The following is a 19,094-nucleotide window of genomic DNA, read 5'->3' as shown; positions in this document are numbered from 1 at the left end:
GTGGGGGTGCGGGGACAGCGGTATGCGTTCGGCGCCGCCGACGCGGTCTCAGTCGCGCAGCCAGACCGCCGTGTCCTTCGGCAGGCGCCCCTGTGGGTCCAGGGGACCGCTGCCGAGGAGGAGTCGGGAGTGGGCGGGGAGGTCGGCGGGGGCGTCGGCGAGGTTCACGACGCACAGCAGCCGTCCCTCCTGCCCGGGCCGGGCGAAGGCGAGTACCCCCTCGGCCGCGGGCAGCCAGGTGAGCGGGCCGTCGCCGAACTCCGGCCTGATCGTCAGGGCCGCGCGGTAGAGGGAGAGCATCGAGCCGGGGTCGGCGGCCTGGAGGTCGGCGGCGTACGCGGACCAGCCGCTCGGCTGCGGCAGCCAGGGCTCGCCGCCGAAGCCTGCGTACGGCGCGTCGGCCGTCCACGGGAGCGGGACCCGGCAGCCGTCCCGGCCCGGGTCGGTGCCGCCGGAGCGGAAGTGCATCGGGTCCTGGATACGGTCACGGGGTATCTCGGCCTCGGGCAGGCCCAGCTCCTCTCCCTGGTAGAGGTAGACGGCGCCGGGGAGCGCGAGCGAGAGCAGGGCGGCGGCGCGGGCGCGGCGGGTGCCGAGGGCGAGGTCGGTCGGGGTGCCGAAGGCCTTGGTGGCGAAGTCGAAGCCGGTGTCGGCGCGGCCGTAGCGGGTGACCGTGCGGGTCACGTCGTGGTTGCACAGCACCCAGGTGGCAGGCGCGCCGACCGGGGCGTGTTCGGCGAGGGTCTCGTCGATGGACGTCCGCAGGCGTCGGGCGTCCCAGGGGCAGGACAGGAAGGAGAAGTTGAAGGCGGTGTGCAGCTCGTCGGGGCGCAGATAGCGGGCGAAGCGCTCGGTGTCGGGGAGCCAGACCTCGCCGACGAAGATGCCGTCGTAGGCGTCGGCGACCGTGCGCCAGGAGCGGTAGATGTCGTGGAGCTCGTCGCGGTCGACGTACGGATGCGGGTCGCGGCCCTCGACGAAGTCGGGGAGGTCCGGGTCCTTGGCGAGCAGGGCGGCCGAGTCGATGCGGACGCCCGCCACGCCGCGCTCGAACCAGAACCGCAGGATCTCCTCGTGTTCCTGGCGGACGGCGGGGTGCGCCCAGTTGAGGTCCGGCTGCTCGGGGGTGAACAGGTGGAGGTACCAGGTGCCGTCGGGCAGCCGGGTCCAGACGGGCTCGGCGGAGCCTGCGAACTGGGACGGCCAGTCGTTGGGCGGGAGTTCACCGTGCTCGCCGCGTCCGGGACGGAAGTGGAAGAGCTCGCGCTCGGATCCTCCGGCCAGGGCGGCCCGGAACCAGGGGTGTTGGTCGGAGACGTGGTTGGGCACGATGTCGACGAGCGTGCGGATGCCCAGCTCCTTCGCCTCGGCGATGAGTTTCTCCGCCTCGGCGAGCGTCCCGAAGGCCGGGTCGATGACACGGTAGTCGGCGACGTCGTAGCCGCCGTCCTTCATCGGGGACAGGTACCAGGGGTTGAACCACAGGGCGTCCACGCCGAGTTCGGCGAGATACGGGAGTTTGGCGCGGACGCCCGCGAGGTCGCCGGTGCCGTCGCCGTCGCCGTCCGCGAAGCTGCGGACGTACACCTGGTAGATGACGGCGGAGCGCCACCAGTTCTGGGCATGGGTGGGCTGTCCCACGGTGCCTGCCTTTCTGTTGCGGGGTCGGTGTCAGCCCTTCGTGCTGCCCGCGCTGATCCCGGCGATGATGTGTCGCTGGAACACCAGGAACATCAGGACCATGGGGATACTGGCGATCACCATCGCGGCGATGAGCACGGTCAGCTGGATGTTCTGCGACAGCTGGACGAGCGCCACGCTGATCGGCTGCTTGTCGGTGTCGGAGAAGACCATCAACGGCCAGAGGAAGTCCTGCCAGACGGCGACCAGGGCGAAGATCGACACGACGCCGAGGACGGGGCGGGACATGGGCAGCACGATGGACCAGAGGGTGCGCAGCCGTCCGGCACCGTCGATCTCGGCGGCCTCCAGGACATCACGCGGGATCTGGTCGAAGAAGCGCTTGAGGAGATAGAGGTTGAAGGCGTTGGCCACGGCGGGCAGCCAGATGCCGAGCGGGTCGTTGAGCAGGCTGGTGTGGATCAGCGGGAGGTCGGCGACGGTCAGGTACTTCGGTACGACCAGCGCCTGCGCCGGGACCATCAGGGTGGCGAGGATGCCGCCGAGGATCACCTTGCCGAAGGCCGGCTTCAGCTTGGAGAGGGCGTACGCGGCGGCCGTGCAGAACACGAGCTGGAGCAGCCAGGCGCCGGCGGCCTGCACCACCGTGTTCCACAGGTGGGTGGGCAGGTCCATCAGGTCCCAGGCGTCGGTGTAGCCGCTGAGATGCCATGTCTGGGGCACGAGGGTCGGCGGGGTCCGCGTCACCTCGTCCGGGGACTTCATCGCGCCGGTGACCATCCAGTAGACCGGGAAGAGGAAGGCGAGCGCGAAGAGCAGGACGACGGCCGTGAAGACGGTCCAGTAGAGGGCCTTGCCGCGGGGGCGGGCGAGGGTGAGCGGGGAGACCAGGGTGCGGGTGCCGCTGCTCATGAGTACTCCTCCCCCGACGAGCGGGTCAGCCGCAGATAGACCGCGGAGAAGAGGCCGAGCAGCACGAGGAGCATGACGCTCAGCGCGCACGCGCCGCCGAAGTCGTTGTAGAGGAACGCGTACTTGTAGATGAGGTAGAGGACGGTGACCGTGGCGTTCTCGGGGCCGCCGCCGGTGATGACGAACGGCTCGGTGAAGACCTGCATCGTGGCGATGATCTGAAGCAGCATCAGCATGAGGACGATGAACCGGGTCTGTGGGATCGTCACGTGCCGGATGCGCTGGAGGATGTTCGCGCCGTCCAGTTCCGCCGCCTCGTACAGCTCCCCCGGGATGCCCTGGAGCGCGGCCAGGTAGATCAGGACCGTGCCGCCCATGTTGGCCCAGGTCGCCACGATGACCAGGGAGACGAGCGCGGTGTCGGCGCCGTTGGACCAGTTCGAGGTGGGCAGGTGCAGAAAGCGCAGCGCCTCGTTGGCGAGGCCCGCTCCGGGATCGTAGAACCACTTCCACAGCAGGGCGCTGACCACCGGCGGGATCATCACCGGCAGGTACACCACGACCCTGAAGAAGGCCTTCGCGTGCCGGAGTTCGTTGAGGACCAGGGCCATCACGAACGGGACGGCGAAGCCGATGAGCAGGGCGAGGAGCGTGAAGGTGAACGTGTTGCGCCAGGCCGCGGTGAACTCCGGGTCGTGGAAGACACGGGTGAAGTTGGCGGTGCCGACCCACTGGGGCGGTGAGCCCGGCGTGTACTTCTGGAAGGCGATCACGACCGCGCGGATCGCGGGGTACCAGGAGAACAGCGCGAAGCAGAGCAGGCCGCCGACAAGGAAGGCGTACGCGCGGGACTGGTCGGCCAGGCGCCGGCGCCACGGGCCTCCCGCCCGGCGCCCGGCCGACCGCGGCGCCTCCGGCGCGCCGACGGCGGCCGGAGGGAGTACCACGGGCTTCGATGCGGTCTTCATACGCCTGGTCAGCCCCGGGCCAGGATGGAGTCGATCTTCCCGGAGGCGTCCTTCAGGAGCTGGTCGATGTTCGCGTCCTTCTTGGTGAGGACCGCGGAGACGGCGCCGTCGAGGACCGAGTAGATCTGCTGGGCCTGGGGCGGCTCGATCTTCATCTGCAGGCTCTGGTTGCCGTCCAGGAAGGCCTGGTAGTTCTCCACGGGCACATTGGCGTTGGCCTTCTTGACCTGCTGGTCCTTCGCGTCGGCGGCGCCGGTGAAGAGCCGGGGCTCGGGGAGGCCGACGGGGGCGTTGTTCTGCTTGGCGCGGGCGTAGTCGCCGAGGAAGCCCTTTCCGGGGGTGAGGAACATGTGGTCGAGCCACTTCAGGCCGGCCTTGATCTGCTCGGGGCTGTCCTTCTTGTTGAACATGTAGCCGTCGCCGCCGATGAGCGTGCCCTTGCCGCCGGGCATGGGCGCGAGGGCGAGGTCGTCGTAGTTGCCGCCCTTCTCCTTGACGAGGATCGGGATGTTGTCGGGCGCGGAGAGGTACATGCCGAGCTTGCCGGAGCCCATCAGCTGCTGGACGTCGTTGATGACGAGGAGCTGCTTGCTGCCCATGGAGTTGTCGCTCCAGCGCATGTCGTGCAGGTTCTGCAGGACGGCCTTGCCCTCCGGGGTGTCGACGCTGGCCTTCTTGCCGTCCGGCGTGACGACGTCGCCGCCCTGCGAGTACATCTCGGCGGTGAAGTGCCAGCCGCCCTGGTTCTGGGCGCTGTAGTCGGCGTAGCCGACGGTGCCGCCGCCGAGCGCGGCTATCTTCTTGGCGTCCGCGCGCACTTCTTCCCAGGTCGCCGGGGCCTTGTCGGGGTCGAGTCCGGCCTTCTGGAAGAGCTTGCGGTTGTAGATGAGTCCCATCGAGTAGCCGGTGCGCGGCACTCCGTAGATCTTGCCGTCGACGGTGTAGATGTCGCGCAGTTGCTGCTGGATGGTGCCGTAGCTCTTGAGGTCCTTGACGTACGACGTGATGTCGGCGGCCTGGTTGATGTCGACGACGTGCTTGGAATCGGTGAAGTACGTGTAGAAGACGTCCTCCATCTGGCCGCCGGCGAGCTTGGCGTCGAACGTCTTGGGGTCCTGGCAGGGGAACGCGTCGTGCGCGACGACGTCGATGTCCGGGTTCTGCTTCTCGAACGCCTTGATGTCGGCCTCGAAGAACGAGCGGTCGACCTTGGCGCTCTTCGGAGGCATGCAGTTGACCGTGATGCGGGTCTTGCCACCCGCGGAGCCGTCGTCGCTGCCACCGCAGGCGGCGGCGGTGAGCGCGAGGGTGGACGCCGTGAGCACGACGAAGGTACGGCGGAACCCGGTACTTCTCATCGGTGGACCCCTTTGGGCAGGAGCGAGGAAGGCCCACGGGGGCGCGCCGTCTTGATCTGGCGCACCGCCGTGTGCTGGCGCCGCACACTCAAGCACCGCCGACAAGGGTCCGCAAGATGTCGCGCAGAATCTGGAATTATTTGACAGCAGAGTGGATCTCAGAGGCGGGGCGCTTGCGCGGTGGACCCACGGACCACCAACTCCGGTTCGAACAAAAGCTCTTCGGCGGTGACGCTGCTCCCACCGATCTGGGCGTTGAGCAGCTCGACGGCCGCCCGGCCCATCGACTCGATGGGCTGGCGGACGGTGGTCAGGGGCGGCTCGGTGCAGTTCATCAGCGCGGAGTCGTCGTAGCCGACGACGGACACCTGTGAGGGCACGCCGAGTCCCTTGCGACGGGCGGCGCGTACGACACCGAGGGCGAGCGGGTCGCTGGCGCAGATGAAACCGGTGACCCCGCGGTCGATGAGCCGGACGGCCGCCGCGTGGCCGCCCTCGATCGAGAACATGGCCCGCGCGATGTGGGCGTCGGGCAGCTCGGGCGCGAGCGCACGGGCCGCCGCCAGCTTCCGCGCCGAGGGCATGTGGTCGGCGGGCCCGAGCACCAGACCGATGCGCTCGTGGCCGAGCGAGACGAGGTGACGCCAGGCCTGCTCGACCGCCACGGCGTCGTCGCAGGAGACGCCCGGGAAGCCGAGGTGCTCGATAGCCGCGTTGACCAGCACCACCGGAATGTTGCGGTCCGCGAGCTGCCGGTAGTGCTCGTGCGGGGCGTCGGCCTGCGCGTACAGTCCGCCCGCGAACACCACGCCGGAGACCTGCTGTTGGAGCAGCAGCTCCACATAGTCCGCCTCGGATACGCCGCCCTTGGTCTGGGTGCAGAGCACCGGTGTCAGCCCGAGCTGTGCGAGCGCCCCGCCGATCACTTCGGCGAACGCCGGGAAGATCGGGTTCTGCAGCTCGGGCAGGACGAGCCCCACGAGCCGCGCGCGTTCACCCCGCAGTTGGGTGGGCCGCTCGTAGCCGAGCACGTCCAGCGCCGAGAGCACCGCCTGTCGGGTGGAGTCGGAGACGCCGGGCTTCCCGTTGAGCACCCGGCTGACCGTGGCCTCGCTGACCCCGACCTTCTTCGCCACCTGAGCAAGTCGTCGCGTCATGCGCGCAAGAATAGCGCAAGAAATGCAAGCTGCTTGCGTAACTCTCACTTGGTCCGGTTGAACTCAGTGGGCCGCCCACAGGCCACGGACGTGGCCCAGGTGCCGGGTCATGACCCTCCGTACGGCCTCGGGGTCGCGGTCCACCAGGGCGTCGAGGAGTTCGAGGTGCTCCTCGGCGGAGTCCTGGAGGCGGCCCGCCTCGACCAGGGCGTCGAGGCCGTACAGGCGCGAGCGCTTGCGGAGGTCGCCGACGACCTCGACCAGGTGGGCGTTGCCCGCGAGGGCGAGCAGACCGAGGTGGAAGCGGATGTCCGCCTCGACGTAGGCGATGAGGTCACCGGCCGCCGCCGCGGTCACGATCTCCCGGGCGGCCGGGCGCAGCGCCTCCAGGGAGACCCGGTCCGCGGTGGTGGCCAGCTGCACGGTGGTGGGGATCTCGATCAGCGAGCGGATGTGGGTGTACTCGTCGAGCTGCTTCTCGGAGACCGCGGTGACCCGGAAGCCCTTGTTGGGCACCGTGTCGACGAGGCCCTCCTTGGCGAGGTCGAGCATGGCCTCGCGCACCGGTGTCGCCGAGACGCCGAAGCGGGCGGCGAGCGTCGGCGCGGAGTACACCTCGCCGGCCCGCAGTTCGCCCGCGATCAGCGCGGCCCGCAGGGCGTCGGCGACGCGCTCGCGGTAGCTGCTCTTCTTGCCGCCGAGGACGGGCAGGGCTGCGGGAGCGGCGGAGGGTGCGCTGCTGGGCGTGGCGGGCATGGGTCGACTCCTCGTACGGCATGGCGGGTTTGTGCAATGTCACGTGACATCAGTATCGCTAGAGCACGAAACCCGCCGGGAAGGGGTCGGTCGGGTCCAGGAGGTACTGGGCGGTGCCGGTGATCCAGGCGCGGCCGGTGAAGCTGGGCAGCACCGCCGGGATTCCGGCGACCTCGGTCGTGCCGAGCAGTCGTCCCGTGAACTGCGTCCCGATGAAGGACTCGTTCACGAACTCCGTGTGCAGGGGGAGTTCACCGCGGGCGTGCAGTTGCGCCATGCGCGCGCTGGTGCCCGTACCGCAGGGCGAGCGGTCGAACCAGCCGGGGTGGATCGCCATGGCGTGGCGCGAGTGACGGGCGGTGGCGCCGGGCGCGTACAGATGGACGTGGTGGCAGCCGCGGATGGACGGGTCCTCGGGGTGGACCGGCTCGTCCTCGGCGTTGACGGCCGCCATCAGCGACAGTCCGGCGGCGAGGATCTCCTCCTTTCGCGACCGGTCGAAGGGCAGGCCGAACCGCTCCAGCGGCAGAATGGCGTAGAAGTTGCCGCCGTACGCGAGGTCGTACGTCACCGTCCGGCCGTCGGGCAGGGTGGCCTTGCGGTCGAGGCCCGCCGAGAAGGACGGCACGTTCTTGAGCGTGACCGCGCGGGCGGCGCCGTCCTCGACCGCGACCTCGGCGACGACGAGGCCCGCCGGGGTGTCGAGCCGGATCGTGGTGACGGGCTCGACGACCTCGACCATGCCCGTCTCCACCAGGACGGTCGCCACGCCGATGGTGCCGTGCCCGCACATCGGGAGGTAGCCCGACACCTCGATGTAGAGGACGCCGTAGTCGCAGTCCGGGCGGGTGGGCGGCTGGAGGATGGCGCCGCTCATCGCGGAGTGGCCGCGCGGCTCGTTCATCAGAAGCTGCTTGATGTCGTCGCGGTGCTCGCGGAAGTACAGCCGCCGCTCGTTCATGGTCGCGCCGGGGATGGTCCCGATGCCGCCGGTGATCACCCGGGTGGGCATGCCCTCGGTGTGCGAGTCGACGGCGTGCAGGACGAGTTTGCTGCGCATGGGATCTCCGTAACTCCTGCTGCTGGCGCGGAACTTGGCTCGCTCAAGGAGCGGCGCTCAGGCGAGACCGGCGGCGAGAGCCTTCTCGGTGGCGGCGCGGACCGTGGCCTCCTGCTCGGGCAGCAGCGGGACGCGCGGTGGACGCACCCGCCCGCCGTGTCGGCCCACGATGTCCATGGACAGCTTGATGGCCTGGACGAACTCGACCTGGGAGTCCCAGCGCAGCAGCGGGTGCAGCCGGCGGTAGAGCAGCCGTGCCGTGTCGAGGTCGCCCTCGACGGCCGCGTGGTACAGCTCGACGCTCGCGGCAGGCAGCGCGTTCGGGTAGCCGGCCACCCAGCCCTTGGCGCCCGCGACGGCGAGCTCCAGCAGGACGTCGTCGGCGCCGATCAACAGGTCGAGTTCGGGGGCGAGTTCGGCGATCCGGTAGGCGCGGCGGACATCGCCGGAGAACTCCTTGACGCCGTGGATGTACCCCTCCGCGTGCAGCTTCGCGAGCAGTTCGGGCACCAGGTCGACCTTGGTGTCGATGGGGTTGTTGTACGCGACGACCGGGACGCCCGCCTCGGCGACCGCCTCGTAGTGGGCGAGGACGGAACGCTCGTCGGCACGGTAGGCGTTCGGCGGCAGCAGCATCACGGACCGGCAGCCGGCGTCGCGGGCCTGCTCGGCCCAGCGGCGGGCCTCGGCGGAGCCGTAGGCGGCGACGCCGGGCATCACGCGGGAGCCGCCGATCGCCGACACCGCCGTCTCGACGACCTTCGCGCGCTCCTCGGGCGTGAGCACCTGGTACTCGCCGAGCGAGCCGTTCGGTACGACCCCGTCGCAGCCGTTCTCGACGAGCCAGGCGCAGTGCTGCGCGTAGCGGTCGTAGTCGACGGAGAGGTCGTCGTTCAGCGGGAGCGCGGTGGCGACGAGGACGCCGCGCCAGGGGCGGTTCTCGGTGGCGGTCATGAGCGGTTACCTCTCCATGGTGTGTGACATTTCACTGAGGTTCGGTCGCGGTGGGGCGGGGCGGTACGAAGGTGGTCAGTCGTCCTCGGGATCCCCGGCTCTCGCCAGCACCCCGAGCGGTACCGGGCGTGCCAACAACCGCCGAGCGGGTGTCTGTTCGCATCCGGCGAGTCCGACGACGGCGGGCTCGCACATCCGGCCCTGGCACCAGCCCATCCCCGCGCGGGTGAGCAGCTTCACGGTCCGTAGGTCGCCCGCGCCGAGCTCGTCGACGGCGTTCCTGACCGCACCGGCGGTGACCTCCTCGCAGCGGCAGACGACGGTGTCGTCGGTGACCTGCTCCGTCCAGTGCGCGGGCGGCGCGTAGACGGTGTCGAGCGCGGCGAAGAACTCCCGCGCTCTGCTGCGGGACCTGGCGGCGCGCGCCCAGGTGTGCGGGTCGGGCCGCGTCCCCGTCAGCCGGGCCGCGGCCGAGCGTCCCGCGATGTGCCCCTCGGCGAGCGACAGTGCCGCGCCACCGATGCCGGTGGTCTCGCCCGCGGCCCATACGCCGGGCACGTCGGTGCGCTGCTCCTCGTCCACGGCGACGGTCAGGCCGTCGATACGGCAGCCGAGCGACTCGGCGAGGTCGATGTGCGCCAGCATGCCGTGACCGACGGCGAGCGTGTCGCACGCGATGCGCCGCTCGGTGCCGGGCCCGACCCGTCCGTGGGTGTCGAGCGCGGCCACGGTCACGGCGTCGAGCCGCTGCTCGCCGTGTGCCGCGACGACGGTGTGCCGTGGGAGCAACTTGACGTGGTGTCGTAGGAGTTGGGCGCCGTACCGCACTCCCTCGGCGACCTTCCCAGGCTGTGCGGCCAGTGCCACGGCCCGCCGCAGGAACGCCTTCGGGTCGGCGGACTCGACGAGGGCGGCGACCTCGACCCCCGCCGCGGCGAGCCCGGTCGCCACGGGCAGCAGCAGGGGCCCGGTCCCCGCCACGACCGCCCGTTGCCCGGGGACCACGAGCCCGCCCTTCAGCATGGCCTGCGCACCACCGGCGGTGACGACCCCGGGAAGGGTCCAGCCCGGGAACGGCAACACCTTCTCGTACCCACCGGTGGCGAGCAGCACGGCGTCGGCGCGGACGGAGACGGGCTCCTCCTGGAGGGGGCCGAGCAGCGCGTGCACGACAAAGCCGGCTGAGCCGGGCCGGGCAGGGGGCGGCGCGGTGTCCGGCGGTGCTTCGGGGACGGCGGGTTCGACGAGTTCCCCGGGTTCCACGGCTTCGACGCACCACACGTGATGGTCCGCCAGATGCCTGATCGTGCCCGCCTCGACCCGCGCGGCCAGTGCGTCCCCGAGGCGCCGCCAGGTCCGCCACCGGTGGTGCAGCGCCTCCGGGCGCCGGGCCCCGAGTCCCGCCGGGGGCCGGCGGTAGAACTGGCCGCCCGCTCCGGCCGCCGAGTCGATCAGCGTGACCCGGACACCGCGCGCCGCGGCGGCCAGGGACGCGGCCAGCCCGGCCGGCCCCGCGCCGATCACCGCGAGGTGCGGTCGCTCAGTCGCCATGGCCCGTCCCCTCCTGCGTACGGATCGTGTCGCCCGCTCGGACCGGCACCAGGCAGGCCCGCTGGTTGGGGCGGTCGTTGACGGTCACCAGGCAGTCGAAGCAGACGCCGATGCCGCAGAAGACGCCGCGCGGGCGGCGCGCGCCGCGGGTGGCGCGCCAGGAGGTGACGCCCGCCGCCCACAGTGCGGCGGCGACGGTCTGCCCGGGCAGGGCCGTGATCTCGCGACCGTCCAGGGTGACGGTGAACGCGGGGCCCGGCTCGGCCCCGACCAGCTCCAGGGGATTCACCCGGCCTCCTTCGCGAAGCGGTCGGGCCGGAACGGCGTGAGGTCCAGGTCGGGCGTCCCGCCCGCGACGGCCTGCGCGATCAGCCGCCCGGTGCCGGTGGCGAGGCCGATTCCCGCGCCCTCGTGCCCGCAGGCGTGGAAGAGCCCCGGCACCCGTGGATCGGGGCCGATCGCGGGCAGGTGGTCGGGCATGTACGGCCGGAAACCCAGGTACGTCCGCAGGGCCCGTACGTCGGCGAGGAACGGGAACAGCCGAGTCGCCCCGGCCGCCAGCGCCCGTACGGCCGGCAGCGAGAACGACCGGTCGAAGCCGACCCGTTCACGACTCGCGCCGATCAGGATCGGCCCCGCCGCGGTGCCCTCCACGACGGGTGAGGTCTGCAGCGCGGCCGAGTCGCTGGCCACGTCGGCGACGTAGTCCGCGGCGTACACCTTGTGCCGCACCCGGCGCGGCAGTGGTTCGGTCACCAGCACGAAGCCGCGTCGGGGCAGAACGGGCAGGAAGACACCCGCGAGCGCGGCCACTTCGGCACCCCAGGTGCCGGCCGCGTTGACGACCACCGGGGCGTGGAGGTCACCGCGGTCGGTCCGCACGCCGCGTACCGCCCCGTCCGCCGCGCGCAGCACCTCGGTCACGGTCCGCCCCGTCAGCAGCCGTGCCCCCGAGGCCCGTACGAGGTGCGCCGCGGCGAGTGCCGGCATCACCTGGGTGTCCTGGGGGTAGTGCACGGCACCCGTGAGGCCGGGTGCCAAGTGGGGTTCCAGGGTGTGGAGTTGGTCGGCGCCGACCGGCACCGCCTCGACCCCGGCGGCTCGTTGTCCCGCCGCGAAGGTCTCCAGCGCGGTGAGCCCCTCGGGCGTGGCGGCCACGACGACGCCCCCTTTGGCCTCGTACTCGAAGGCCTCGCCCAACTCCTCCGCGAGGTCGGCCCACAGACGCCCCGACAGCAGGGCGAGGTCGAGTTCGGGCCCGGGTTCCTTGTCGGAGACGAGCAGATTGCCCTCACCCGCGCCGGTGGTCCCGCCGGCCACCGGGCCGCGGTCCACCAGAGCGACGTCGAGGCCCGCCCGGGCCGCGTACAGCGCGCAGGCCGCGCCGACCATTCCGGCTCCGACGACCACGACATCACAGGTCAGCCGCTCGCTCACGCCAGTACTATGTCACATGCTTCTCTCGCCAGGAAGCACCTGGAGGGTGCCCCATGCCGACACCGCATCCTGCTTCCGTTCACACCCGGCTCCCGGACGCCGTGTCGGCGGACAGTCGCTGGGCCGCGTAGATCGGGAGCACGGAGAGCAGGACGAGCACCGCCGCCACGACGTTCACGACCGGTGCCTGCTGGGGCCGCGTCATGTTGTTGAAGATCCAGATCGGCAGGGTCTCGATGCCGGGCCCGGCCGTGAACGTCGTCACCACGATCTCGTCGAAGGAGAGCGCGAAGGCGAGCAGTCCACCCGCCAGCAGGGCCGAGCGCACCAGCGGGAAGGTGACGTCGATGAAGGACCGGAAGGTGTCCGCGCCCAGATCCATCGCCGCTTCCTCGTACGAGCCCGAGGTACGCCGAAGCCTCGCGACGACGTTGTTGAAGACGACCACGATGCAGAAGGTGGCGTGACCGACGATCACGGTGAACAGGCCGAGACCGACGCCGAGTGGCTCAAGTACCGTACTGAACGCCGAGTTGAGCGCGATGCCCGTGACGATGCCGGGCAGCGCGATCGGCAGGACGACCACGAACGAGATGGCGTCGCGGCCGAAGAACCGGTGCCGGGCCACGGCGAAGGCGATCAGCGTGCCCAGCACCAGGGCGATGGCCGTGGCGCCGAGGCCCGCCTTCACCGAGACCCAGAGCGCCGCGCGGGCACCCTCGTTCTCCCAGGCGACCGACCACCAGCGGAAGGTGAGTCCGGACGGCGGCCAGCTCGCGCTGCGGTCCGGGTTGAAGGAGTTGACCAGGACCAGCGCGAGCGGGACGTAGATGAACGCGAAGCCGACCCCCGCGGCGACGCGGAGCGCGATGCGCGCGGAACGGGAGAGTTGCACGGCGGGCTCCTCAGAGACTGCTCAAGGCGCCCGTGCGGCGCATCGCGAGCAGGTAGAGCACGATGACGACGACGGGGACCGTACCGAGCGCGGCGGCCATGGGCAGGTTCAGTTCGATGTTGGAGTAGACGAGGTTGCCGATCAGCTGGGTCTTGCCGCCGACGATCTGCACGGTGATGTAGTCCCCGAGGCTGAGCGAGAAGGTGAAGACCGTGCCGGCCGCCACGGACGGCAGCACCATCGGGACCACGACCGAGCGGAAGGTGCGTCCGGCGCGGGCGCCCAAGTCCGCCGACGCGTCGAGCAGGTTGGCGGGCAGTTGCTCCAGTGCCGTGTGGATCGGAAGGATCATGTACGGCAGCCAGAGGTAGGTCAGCGCGATGATCGCCGCGAACAGTCCGAACCCGGGTCCGCTGAGCCCGAAGGGCTTCAACATCCAGTCGGCGAGCCCTCCTTGAGAGAGGATCAGCCGCCAGGCGTACACCTTGACGAGGTAACTCGCCCACAGCGGCGTGAGAATGGCGACCACGAGCAACGGCCGCCACTTGGGCTTGGCGATGCGGGCCGTGTAGAAGGCGACCGGGAAGGCGATCACCGCGGACAGAGCGGTGACGGCGAGCGCCACACCGATGCTGCGCAGGATCACCTGCCGGAAGACAGGCGTCGTGAACAGGGCGTGGAAGTTGTCGGTCGACCAGACCTTCACGACCTCGGAGGTGAAGGAGTTGGTCGTCCAGAACGCCGAGACGAACAGCACGGCCAGCGAGCCGAGGTAGAGCACGGCCAGCCACAGCAGCGGCGCGGTGAGCAGCAGGGACAGCCTGAGCCGCGGCCGGCGGTGCAGGGTCCCGGCGAGCCGCCGGACGGGGGACCGTCCGGCGGCCTGCGCGGTGGAGGTCATCGGTTGTCTCTCAGCCCTTGATCTCGGTCCAGGCCTGGACCCACTTCGCGTACGGCACGCACTTCACGTCGGTGCGGCCGTCCAGGCACTGCTCGATGGGCGTGTTCCAGAAGGCGATGTTCTTCCAGTAGCTCTCGTCGGCCGCGTGGAAGGTGTCGCAGAAGGACTTGTCGCTGGTCTCGGTGCACGCCTTGGAGTTGGCCGGGGCCTCACCGAAGTACTCGGCGACCTGGGCGTTCACCTTCGGCGAGATGATCCAGTCCATCCATTTGTAAGCGCAGTTGGGGTGCTTGGCCTTGGCGGAGATCATCCAGGTGTCCGACCAGCCCGTGGAGCCTTCCTTGGGCACGAAGGCCTTCACCTTGGCGCCCTCGTCCTGCGCGAGGTTGGCGATGACCTGCCAGGTGGTGCCGACCACGGAGTCACCACTCTTGAAGGCGGAGATCTCCTTGAGGTAGTCGCTCCAGTACTCCCCCACGTTCCCGCTCTGCTTCTTCAGCAGCGCGACGGCCGCGTCGAACTGCTTCTGGTCCAGCGCGTAGGGGTCCTTGATCTTCAACTCCGGCTTGGTCGCCTTCAGATACAGCGCCGCGTCGGCGATGTAGATCGGCGAGTCGTACGCCGTCACGTGCCCCTTGTGCTGAGAGGCGTCGTCGAAGACCGCGGACCAGGAGGTGGGGGCGGGCGTGACCTTCTGCGTGTTGTACATCAGCAGGTTGGCGCCGCGGCCGTGCGGGATGCCGTACATCTTGCCGTCGACGGAGTTCCAGGCCCCGTTCTTCAGGCCGCTGAAGACGTCCTTGTAGTTCGGCACGAGGTTGGTATTGACGGGGGCCGCGTCGCCGGAGGCTATGAGGCGCAGGGACGCGTCGCCGGACGCGGAGACGGCGTCGTACTGGCCGGTCTTCATCAGCTTGACCATCTCGTCGGAGCTGGCGGCGACCTTGGAGTTGACCTGACAGCCGGTCTGCTTCTCGAAGTCGCTCACCCAGTCGACCTTGGGGTCGTTGGAGCCGTCCTCGACATACCCGGCCCAGGCGACCAGGTTGACCTGACCCTCGGTCTTGCCCAGCTTCGACTGCGCCTTGAGGTCGGGGGGGTTGAGGCCGGTGGCCGAGGAGGCGCCCGAGTCGGACGACCCGCAGGCGGTTGCGGTGAGGAGCACCGCGACGGCGGTGAACGAGAAAAGGGAGGTTCGGAGGGTTCGGTTGGGGCGCACGACGTACTCCATACGTGATGGGGGACTGAGCGTGGGGGTCGTCAGCGGGGGGCGGGGACCTTGAAGGTGTGACGGTGGTGCCACTGGAGCCGGACCCGGGTGCCGCGATAGGCGGCGACGTCCTCGGAGGAGGTCTCCAGGTTCTGCTGGAGCGCGGTCAGCCGTCCGCCCGCGTCGAGGTCCACCAGGAAACGGGTGGCGTCGCCCAGATAGACCACCTCGACGACAGTTCCCGTGGCGGTGGAGTGCTCCGGCTCGTCGGCCTCGGCGGACTCCTCGAGGACCCGGATCTTCTCGGGCCTGATGCTGTAGGTGCCCGAGGCGCCCACCACCTGCTGCGCACAGTCGCCTTCGAGCAGGTTGGAGGTGCCGACGAAGCCCGCGACGAAGGGGGTGGCGGGTCGTTCGTAGATCTCGGCCGGGGTGCCGACCTGTTCGATGCGGCCCTGGTTGAAGACGGCGATGCGGTCGCTCATCGTCAGGGCCTCCTCCTGGTCGTGGGTGACGAAGACGAAGGTGATGCCGACCTCGCGCTGGATCGCCTTGAGTTCGACCTGCATCTGCTCGCGCAGCTTGAGGTCGAGGGCGCCGAGCGGCTCGTCGAGCAGCAGCACCCGGGGGCGCCCGACGAGGGCGCGGGCGAGTGCGACGCGCTGACGCTGACCGCCGGAGAGCTGGGAGGGGCGGCGGGCCCCGAAGCCTTCGAGGCGTACGTCCGCGAGCGCTTCGCGGGCCTGTTGGAGCCGCTCGGCCTTGGGCACCTTGCGGACCTTGAGGCCGTACGCGACGTTCTGCTCGACGGTCATGTGCGGGAACAGCGCGTAGTCCTGGAAGACGGTGTGCACGTCCCGCTCGAAGGGGGCCAACCCGGTGACCTCCTGGCCCGCCAGCTCGATCCGGCCCGCGGTCGGGCTCTCGAAGCCGGCGATCATCCGCAGGACGGTCGTCTTGCCCGAGCCGGACGGGCCGAGCATCGAGAAGAACTCACCGTCGGCGATGTCCAGGTCCACTCCGGCCACGGCGGTCGTCTCACCGAACGCCTTCCGCAGGCCCTGGAGCCGGATCGCTGTTGCCTCCATGGGCGGGAACCTTTCTGGTGCACTGGCGCGTTGACCGGAAAGATATGAAGTCATAGTTCAAAGCTCAAGACCCCCTTAGAGTAAAGGTTGAGTCAACGCACAAGGTGGTGGCCGTGAAGCAGTACGTGAACAACAGCGCCGAGGGTGCCCGCAGAGCCGTTTTCGCCCCCGTGGACAACCGCGCCCGGGTGGACGCGGTCATCCGCAGGCTCAGCGACGCCATCGAGCTCGGCCTGCTCGCCGACGGGGAGCAGCTGCCCGGCGAGATGGAGCTGGCCGGTCAGCTCGGCGTGTCCACGGTCACCCTGCGCGAGGCGCTGATGGCGCTGCGCCAGCAAGGGCTGGTCACCACCCGCAGGGGGCGCGGCGGCGGCAGCTTCGTCTCCCTCCCCGAGGTCCCCGGCGAGGAGCGGCTCAGGGTGCGGCTGGCCGGCTGGAGCACGGAGGAGCTGCGCGATCTGGGCGACCACTGGGCCGCCCTGTCGGGCGCGGCCGCCCAGCTGGCCGCGGAGCGCACGGAGCCGGGCGACCTACAGCAATTGCGGCGCACACTGGATGAGTTGGCGTCCGCCGAGGACGCCGCGGCGCGCAGCCGGGTCTACGGCCGGTTTCATGTCGAGCTCGCCGCGGCGGCCCAGTCCGCCCGGCTGACCCGCGAGCAGGTCGCGCTCCAGACGGAGGTGGGGGCACTGTTGTGTCTCGTGCTCGGGGACGACGCATATCGTGAAGAAGTCGCAGACCGTCACCGCTCCGTAATCTCGGCCGTGCAAGATGGAGCCCACGCATCGGCCAGAGCGCTGGCCGAGCGGTGCGTCCAGGCCTCGACGGCACGGCTCATCGCCCTCCGCCTCGCGATGCCGCGCGCCGCGTCCGGTCCCCGTCCGCTGGAGGGCACCCATGAGCAGGAGCCCCGGTCCGGCCGGCGCCACGGCGACGCTTGACGCGACACCGGAGGCGGCCGTCGCCGCCCAGGTCCGCTCCACCCTTGAGGCCGTGTTCGAGGCGGTTGCCGAGACCCGCGCCGACACCACGGCCCGGCTCACCGGGGTCGCCGCGCAGGGCCGTCGCCCCGCGACCGTCGACCTGGCCGCGCTGCGACCGGGGCTTCATGCCCGGCTCGCCCGGCAGGAGTTGGTGTCGGGCGTCGGGTTCGTCGCCGCGCCGGGACTGCTGAGCGACGTACCGGCGTGGCTGGAGTGGTGGCAGACCGGCTCCGACGGAGACGTACGGCCGCTGCTGCTCGACCTCGACCCCGCGCACTCCGCGTACTCCGACTACACGCACTGGGACTGGTTCGCCCTCCCCCGTGACACCGGGCAGCGGGCGGTCGCCGGCCCCTATGTGGACTACCTCTGCTCCGACGAGTACAGCCTGACGCTGTCCGCACCCGTGCAGGTGGAGGGCCGGTTCGTGGGGGTCGCCGCGGCCGACGTGTATCTGCGGCACTTCGAGGCGGCGGTCGTGCCGCTGCTCCAACAGCTGCCCGGGGCCGCCCACTTGGTGAACGGGCGCGGTCGGGTGGCCGCGTCCGCCGATCCGGCGCATCTGGCCGGATCGCTCACCAAGGGCCCGGACTTCGGGGCCGTACTGGCAGGGGCGCGGACCGCGCGCCACGACGGGATGCGGCTGATCCCGTGCGACGGAGTGCCCCTTGTGCTCGTTGTGCTGGACCCCTGAGCGGGCCCACACCCTGGACCGCCGAGCGGGCTCACACCACGCGCAGCTCCGCCGCGCCGTTGCGTGTCCTGCGCGGTCCGGCCGTCATGGGCCGCGCCTCGCGCAGGACCAGGGTCATCCGCGTATACCCCATGTCCTGAAGGGCCTTGGGGGTCTCGCCGACGATCCGGCAGTCCGTGCGGCCCCAGCGGGGATCGGGGTGCACCAGCGGCCGTACGGCGCCGTCGTGCTCGACGGCGTCCGGGCCGACGGCGCGGATCCAGTGCGGCAGGCCCTGCCGGTAGGCGGCCTCCATGATCGGGTCCTGGGCGATGTCCCGGCGGATCGACTGGAGTCCGCGGTCCTGACCGTGGCGCTCCACCGCCGCGGCGAAGTGGGCCAGCATCGGCAGGCACCAGCTCGACTCGTGCTCGCCGAGGACCGTGGCCGCGTCCGGGTGAAACAGGACGAACCGGAGGAAGTTGTCACCCGGCATGGCGGTCGGATGGGGGCCCACGTCGCCGAAAAGTGTCTCGAACGCGGCGTTGGACAACACGACGTCCCAGCGGTGGTCGAAGACGACGGACGGGAACGCCACGGCCTCCAGGAGAGCGGCGTAGTCCTGGAGATACGCCTGAGCCTCGAGACTCTCGGGGACAGGTCGCGGTCGGGACCGCTGCCATCCTGCCTGGTACGCCATCGGGAGGTCACCCCTCTTGCCTCTGCGGCCTTCACGCGGCGCCCCGATCCTGCTGCCCGGAGCTCAGCCATGTCAACTATCGTGGCATTTAGCGCTTGTTGACGACTGATTCGCGCCACAGTTGTGGCGACAGCTGGATGTGAGTTCGAGCGAACGGCTAGTCTCCCGTTGGTCCCTGACCCTTGTGAGAGACACCTGTGTGAGAGACACCTGAGAGACCTGAGCGAGACTGAGAGAGACGTAGGAGATCAGTCGGTGACGGATGGCTTCGAAGTTCCGGGCGCCACGGCGACGGTTCTGCTGCCGGCCGTCGTGGCCCGGGTCACCGCACTCGCCGACCGGCTCGATGTGCAGCACTCCGAGGTTTTCGACGTCCAGCGCCTGTCGGCCGCGTCCGGCGTGCCCCAACCCGTGGTACGGGCCTTGCTGGGCGGTCGCCCCGCCGGGGAACCCGATCTCCAGGCCCGCTTCCTCCAGCGCCTGGACCTGTTGCGCCGCACCCGGCTCAAGCCCAATGGGCGCAAATACACCCAACAGGAGATCGCCGACGGCGCCGGAATGTCGCGTCAACAGGCGGGCGCCCTCATCAACGGCGACCGGCGCCCCACCATGGAGCACTGCGACGCCATCCAGCGCTTCTTCCGGGTGCACGCGGGGTTCCTGACGGCCGAGGACTCCGAGGCGCTCGTGGGCGCCCTGCAGCGCTCGGAGCAGGAGCTGCTGCAACAGCTCGCCGACCGCGAGCGCGAGGCGGACGCGGGCGGCGGCGGCCCCCCGGGGGGGGCGGCTCCCGGCCCCCGCGTCCCGCGGCCCCCCCCTCGGGGCGGGCGGGGGGGCCCCCGCCCCCCCC

19 protein-coding genes are annotated in these 19,094 nt (G+C 70.6%); 3 read left to right on the top strand and 16 right to left on the bottom strand.

The window, feature by feature from the left end; all coding sequences use genetic code 11:
* Positions 1-48: 48 nt before the first annotated feature.
* From KVT44_RS37120 to KVT44_RS37050, 15 genes are all read right to left on the bottom strand, one after another.
* Positions 49-1,641, bottom strand: a complete 1,593-nt coding sequence (locus KVT44_RS37120; protein ID WP_217571882.1) for a glycoside hydrolase family 13 protein — start codon at positions 1,639-1,641, stop codon at positions 49-51.
* Positions 1,642-1,671: 30 nt separating this feature from the next.
* Positions 1,672-2,553, bottom strand: a complete 882-nt coding sequence (locus KVT44_RS37115; RefSeq protein WP_099919582.1) for a carbohydrate ABC transporter permease — start codon at positions 2,551-2,553, stop codon at positions 1,672-1,674.
* Positions 2,550-3,521, bottom strand: coding sequence for a carbohydrate ABC transporter permease (locus KVT44_RS37110; protein WP_060897448.1), 972 nt, complete (start codon positions 3,519-3,521; stop codon positions 2,550-2,552). Before KVT44_RS37110 ends, KVT44_RS37115 begins: the two co-directional genes overlap by 4 nt.
* A gap of 8 nt (positions 3,522-3,529) precedes the next feature.
* Positions 3,530-4,879 carry a sugar ABC transporter substrate-binding protein gene (locus tag KVT44_RS37105; protein ID WP_190168243.1) on the bottom strand — a complete coding sequence of 450 codons (1,350 nt, stop codon included), beginning with the start codon at positions 4,877-4,879 and terminating at the stop codon, positions 3,530-3,532.
* A 158-nt stretch (positions 4,880-5,037) separates the two neighbouring features.
* A complete protein-coding gene (locus tag KVT44_RS37100) occupies positions 5,038-6,036 on the bottom strand; it encodes a LacI family DNA-binding transcriptional regulator (protein WP_217571880.1) in 999 nt (332 codons plus the stop codon).
* A gap of 63 nt (positions 6,037-6,099) precedes the next feature.
* Complete coding sequence (locus KVT44_RS37095) at positions 6,100-6,792, bottom strand: GntR family transcriptional regulator (protein WP_099919585.1); 693 nt, start codon at positions 6,790-6,792, stop codon at positions 6,100-6,102.
* Between the two features lie 58 nt (positions 6,793-6,850).
* Positions 6,851-7,852: a proline racemase family protein gene (locus tag KVT44_RS37090; RefSeq protein WP_097287219.1), complete on the bottom strand. Its 1,002-nt coding sequence runs from the start codon at positions 7,850-7,852 to the stop codon at positions 6,851-6,853.
* A gap of 57 nt (positions 7,853-7,909) precedes the next feature.
* Positions 7,910-8,806: a dihydrodipicolinate synthase family protein gene (locus KVT44_RS37085; RefSeq protein WP_099919586.1), complete on the bottom strand. Its 897-nt coding sequence runs from the start codon at positions 8,804-8,806 to the stop codon at positions 7,910-7,912.
* 75 nt (positions 8,807-8,881) lie between these two features.
* A complete protein-coding gene (locus KVT44_RS37080) occupies positions 8,882-10,357 on the bottom strand; it encodes an NAD(P)/FAD-dependent oxidoreductase (RefSeq protein ID WP_217571879.1) in 1,476 nt (491 codons plus the stop codon).
* Positions 10,347-10,646 (bottom strand): (2Fe-2S)-binding protein, encoded by a 300-nt coding sequence (locus KVT44_RS37075; RefSeq protein ID WP_099919588.1) that lies wholly within the window; start codon positions 10,644-10,646, stop codon positions 10,347-10,349. The genes KVT44_RS37080 and KVT44_RS37075 overlap by 11 nt, the downstream gene beginning before the upstream one ends.
* Complete coding sequence (locus tag KVT44_RS37070) at positions 10,643-11,794, bottom strand: FAD-binding oxidoreductase (RefSeq protein WP_217571878.1); 1,152 nt, start codon at positions 11,792-11,794, stop codon at positions 10,643-10,645. Before KVT44_RS37070 ends, KVT44_RS37075 begins: the two co-directional genes overlap by 4 nt.
* Positions 11,795-11,873: 79 nt before the next feature.
* On the bottom strand, positions 11,874-12,689 hold the full coding sequence (locus tag KVT44_RS37065) for an ABC transporter permease (protein WP_217571877.1): 816 nt from the start codon (positions 12,687-12,689) through the stop codon (positions 11,874-11,876).
* A gap of 10 nt (positions 12,690-12,699) precedes the next feature.
* Complete coding sequence (locus KVT44_RS37060) at positions 12,700-13,590, bottom strand: ABC transporter permease (RefSeq protein ID WP_217571871.1); 891 nt, start codon at positions 13,588-13,590, stop codon at positions 12,700-12,702.
* Positions 13,591-13,600: 10 nt separating this feature from the next.
* A complete protein-coding gene (locus tag KVT44_RS37055) occupies positions 13,601-14,821 on the bottom strand; it encodes an ABC transporter substrate-binding protein (RefSeq protein ID WP_217571869.1) in 1,221 nt (406 codons plus the stop codon).
* A 29-nt stretch (positions 14,822-14,850) separates the two neighbouring features.
* Positions 14,851-15,888 carry an ABC transporter ATP-binding protein gene (locus KVT44_RS37050; RefSeq protein WP_217571867.1) on the bottom strand — a complete coding sequence of 346 codons (1,038 nt, stop codon included), beginning with the start codon at positions 15,886-15,888 and terminating at the stop codon, positions 14,851-14,853.
* Positions 15,889-16,001: 113 nt separating this feature from the next.
* Between KVT44_RS37050 and KVT44_RS37045 the strand changes: the two genes are divergently transcribed.
* Positions 16,002-16,829 (top strand): FadR/GntR family transcriptional regulator, encoded by an 828-nt coding sequence (locus tag KVT44_RS37045; RefSeq protein ID WP_099919592.1) that lies wholly within the window; start codon positions 16,002-16,004, stop codon positions 16,827-16,829.
* Positions 16,786-17,565: a cache domain-containing protein gene (locus KVT44_RS37040; RefSeq protein ID WP_190168236.1), complete on the top strand. Its 780-nt coding sequence runs from the start codon at positions 16,786-16,788 to the stop codon at positions 17,563-17,565. The genes KVT44_RS37045 and KVT44_RS37040 overlap by 44 nt, the downstream gene beginning before the upstream one ends.
* A 31-nt stretch (positions 17,566-17,596) precedes the next feature.
* Here the strand turns inward: KVT44_RS37040 and KVT44_RS37035 are convergent, their stop codons facing one another.
* On the bottom strand, positions 17,597-18,244 hold the full coding sequence (locus tag KVT44_RS37035; protein ID WP_217571865.1) for a hypothetical protein: 648 nt from the start codon (positions 18,242-18,244) through the stop codon (positions 17,597-17,599).
* A 255-nt stretch (positions 18,245-18,499) separates the two neighbouring features.
* Here KVT44_RS37035 and KVT44_RS37030 point away from each other — a divergent pair.
* A partial coding sequence (locus tag KVT44_RS37030) for a helix-turn-helix transcriptional regulator (RefSeq protein ID WP_217571863.1) occupies positions 18,500-19,094 on the top strand: 595 nt, incomplete at its 3' end.

The organism is Streptomyces sp. GbtcB7 (assembly GCF_019091445.1).
Lineage (GTDB): Bacteria > Actinomycetota > Actinomycetes > Streptomycetales > Streptomycetaceae > Streptomyces > Streptomyces mirabilis.
This window is presented reverse-complemented; position numbering and strand designations above follow the sequence as displayed.

Bases quoted from the DNA above. Each gene is read 5' to 3' on its own strand.
- KVT44_RS37115 (WP_099919582.1), bottom strand. From the start codon at position 2,553: ATGAGCAGCGGCACCCGCACCCTGGTCTCCCCGCTCACCCTCGCCCGC.
- KVT44_RS37110 (WP_060897448.1), bottom strand. From the start codon at position 3,521: ATGAAGACCGCATCGAAGCCCGTGGTACTCCCTCCGGCCGCCGTCGGC.
- KVT44_RS37105 (WP_190168243.1), bottom strand. From the start codon at position 4,879: ATGAGAAGTACCGGGTTCCGCCGTACCTTCGTCGTGCTCACGGCGTCC.
- KVT44_RS37100 (WP_217571880.1), bottom strand. From the start codon at position 6,036: ATGACGCGACGACTTGCTCAGGTGGCGAAGAAGGTCGGGGTCAGCGAG.
- KVT44_RS37095 (WP_099919585.1), bottom strand. From the start codon at position 6,792: ATGCCCGCCACGCCCAGCAGCGCACCCTCCGCCGCTCCCGCAGCCCTG.
- KVT44_RS37090 (WP_097287219.1), bottom strand. From the start codon at position 7,852: ATGCGCAGCAAACTCGTCCTGCACGCCGTCGACTCGCACACCGAGGGC.
- KVT44_RS37085 (WP_099919586.1), bottom strand. From the start codon at position 8,806: ATGACCGCCACCGAGAACCGCCCCTGGCGCGGCGTCCTCGTCGCCACC.
- KVT44_RS37080 (WP_217571879.1), bottom strand. From the start codon at position 10,357: ATGGCGACTGAGCGACCGCACCTCGCGGTGATCGGCGCGGGGCCGGCC.
- KVT44_RS37060 (WP_217571871.1), bottom strand. From the start codon at position 13,590: ATGACCTCCACCGCGCAGGCCGCCGGACGGTCCCCCGTCCGGCGGCTC.
- KVT44_RS37055 (WP_217571869.1), bottom strand. From the start codon at position 14,821: ATGGAGTACGTCGTGCGCCCCAACCGAACCCTCCGAACCTCCCTTTTC.
- KVT44_RS37050 (WP_217571867.1), bottom strand. From the start codon at position 15,888: ATGGAGGCAACAGCGATCCGGCTCCAGGGCCTGCGGAAGGCGTTCGGT.
- KVT44_RS37040 (WP_190168236.1), top strand. From the start codon at position 16,786: ATGAGCAGGAGCCCCGGTCCGGCCGGCGCCACGGCGACGCTTGACGCG.
- KVT44_RS37035 (WP_217571865.1), bottom strand. From the start codon at position 18,244: ATGGCGTACCAGGCAGGATGGCAGCGGTCCCGACCGCGACCTGTCCCC.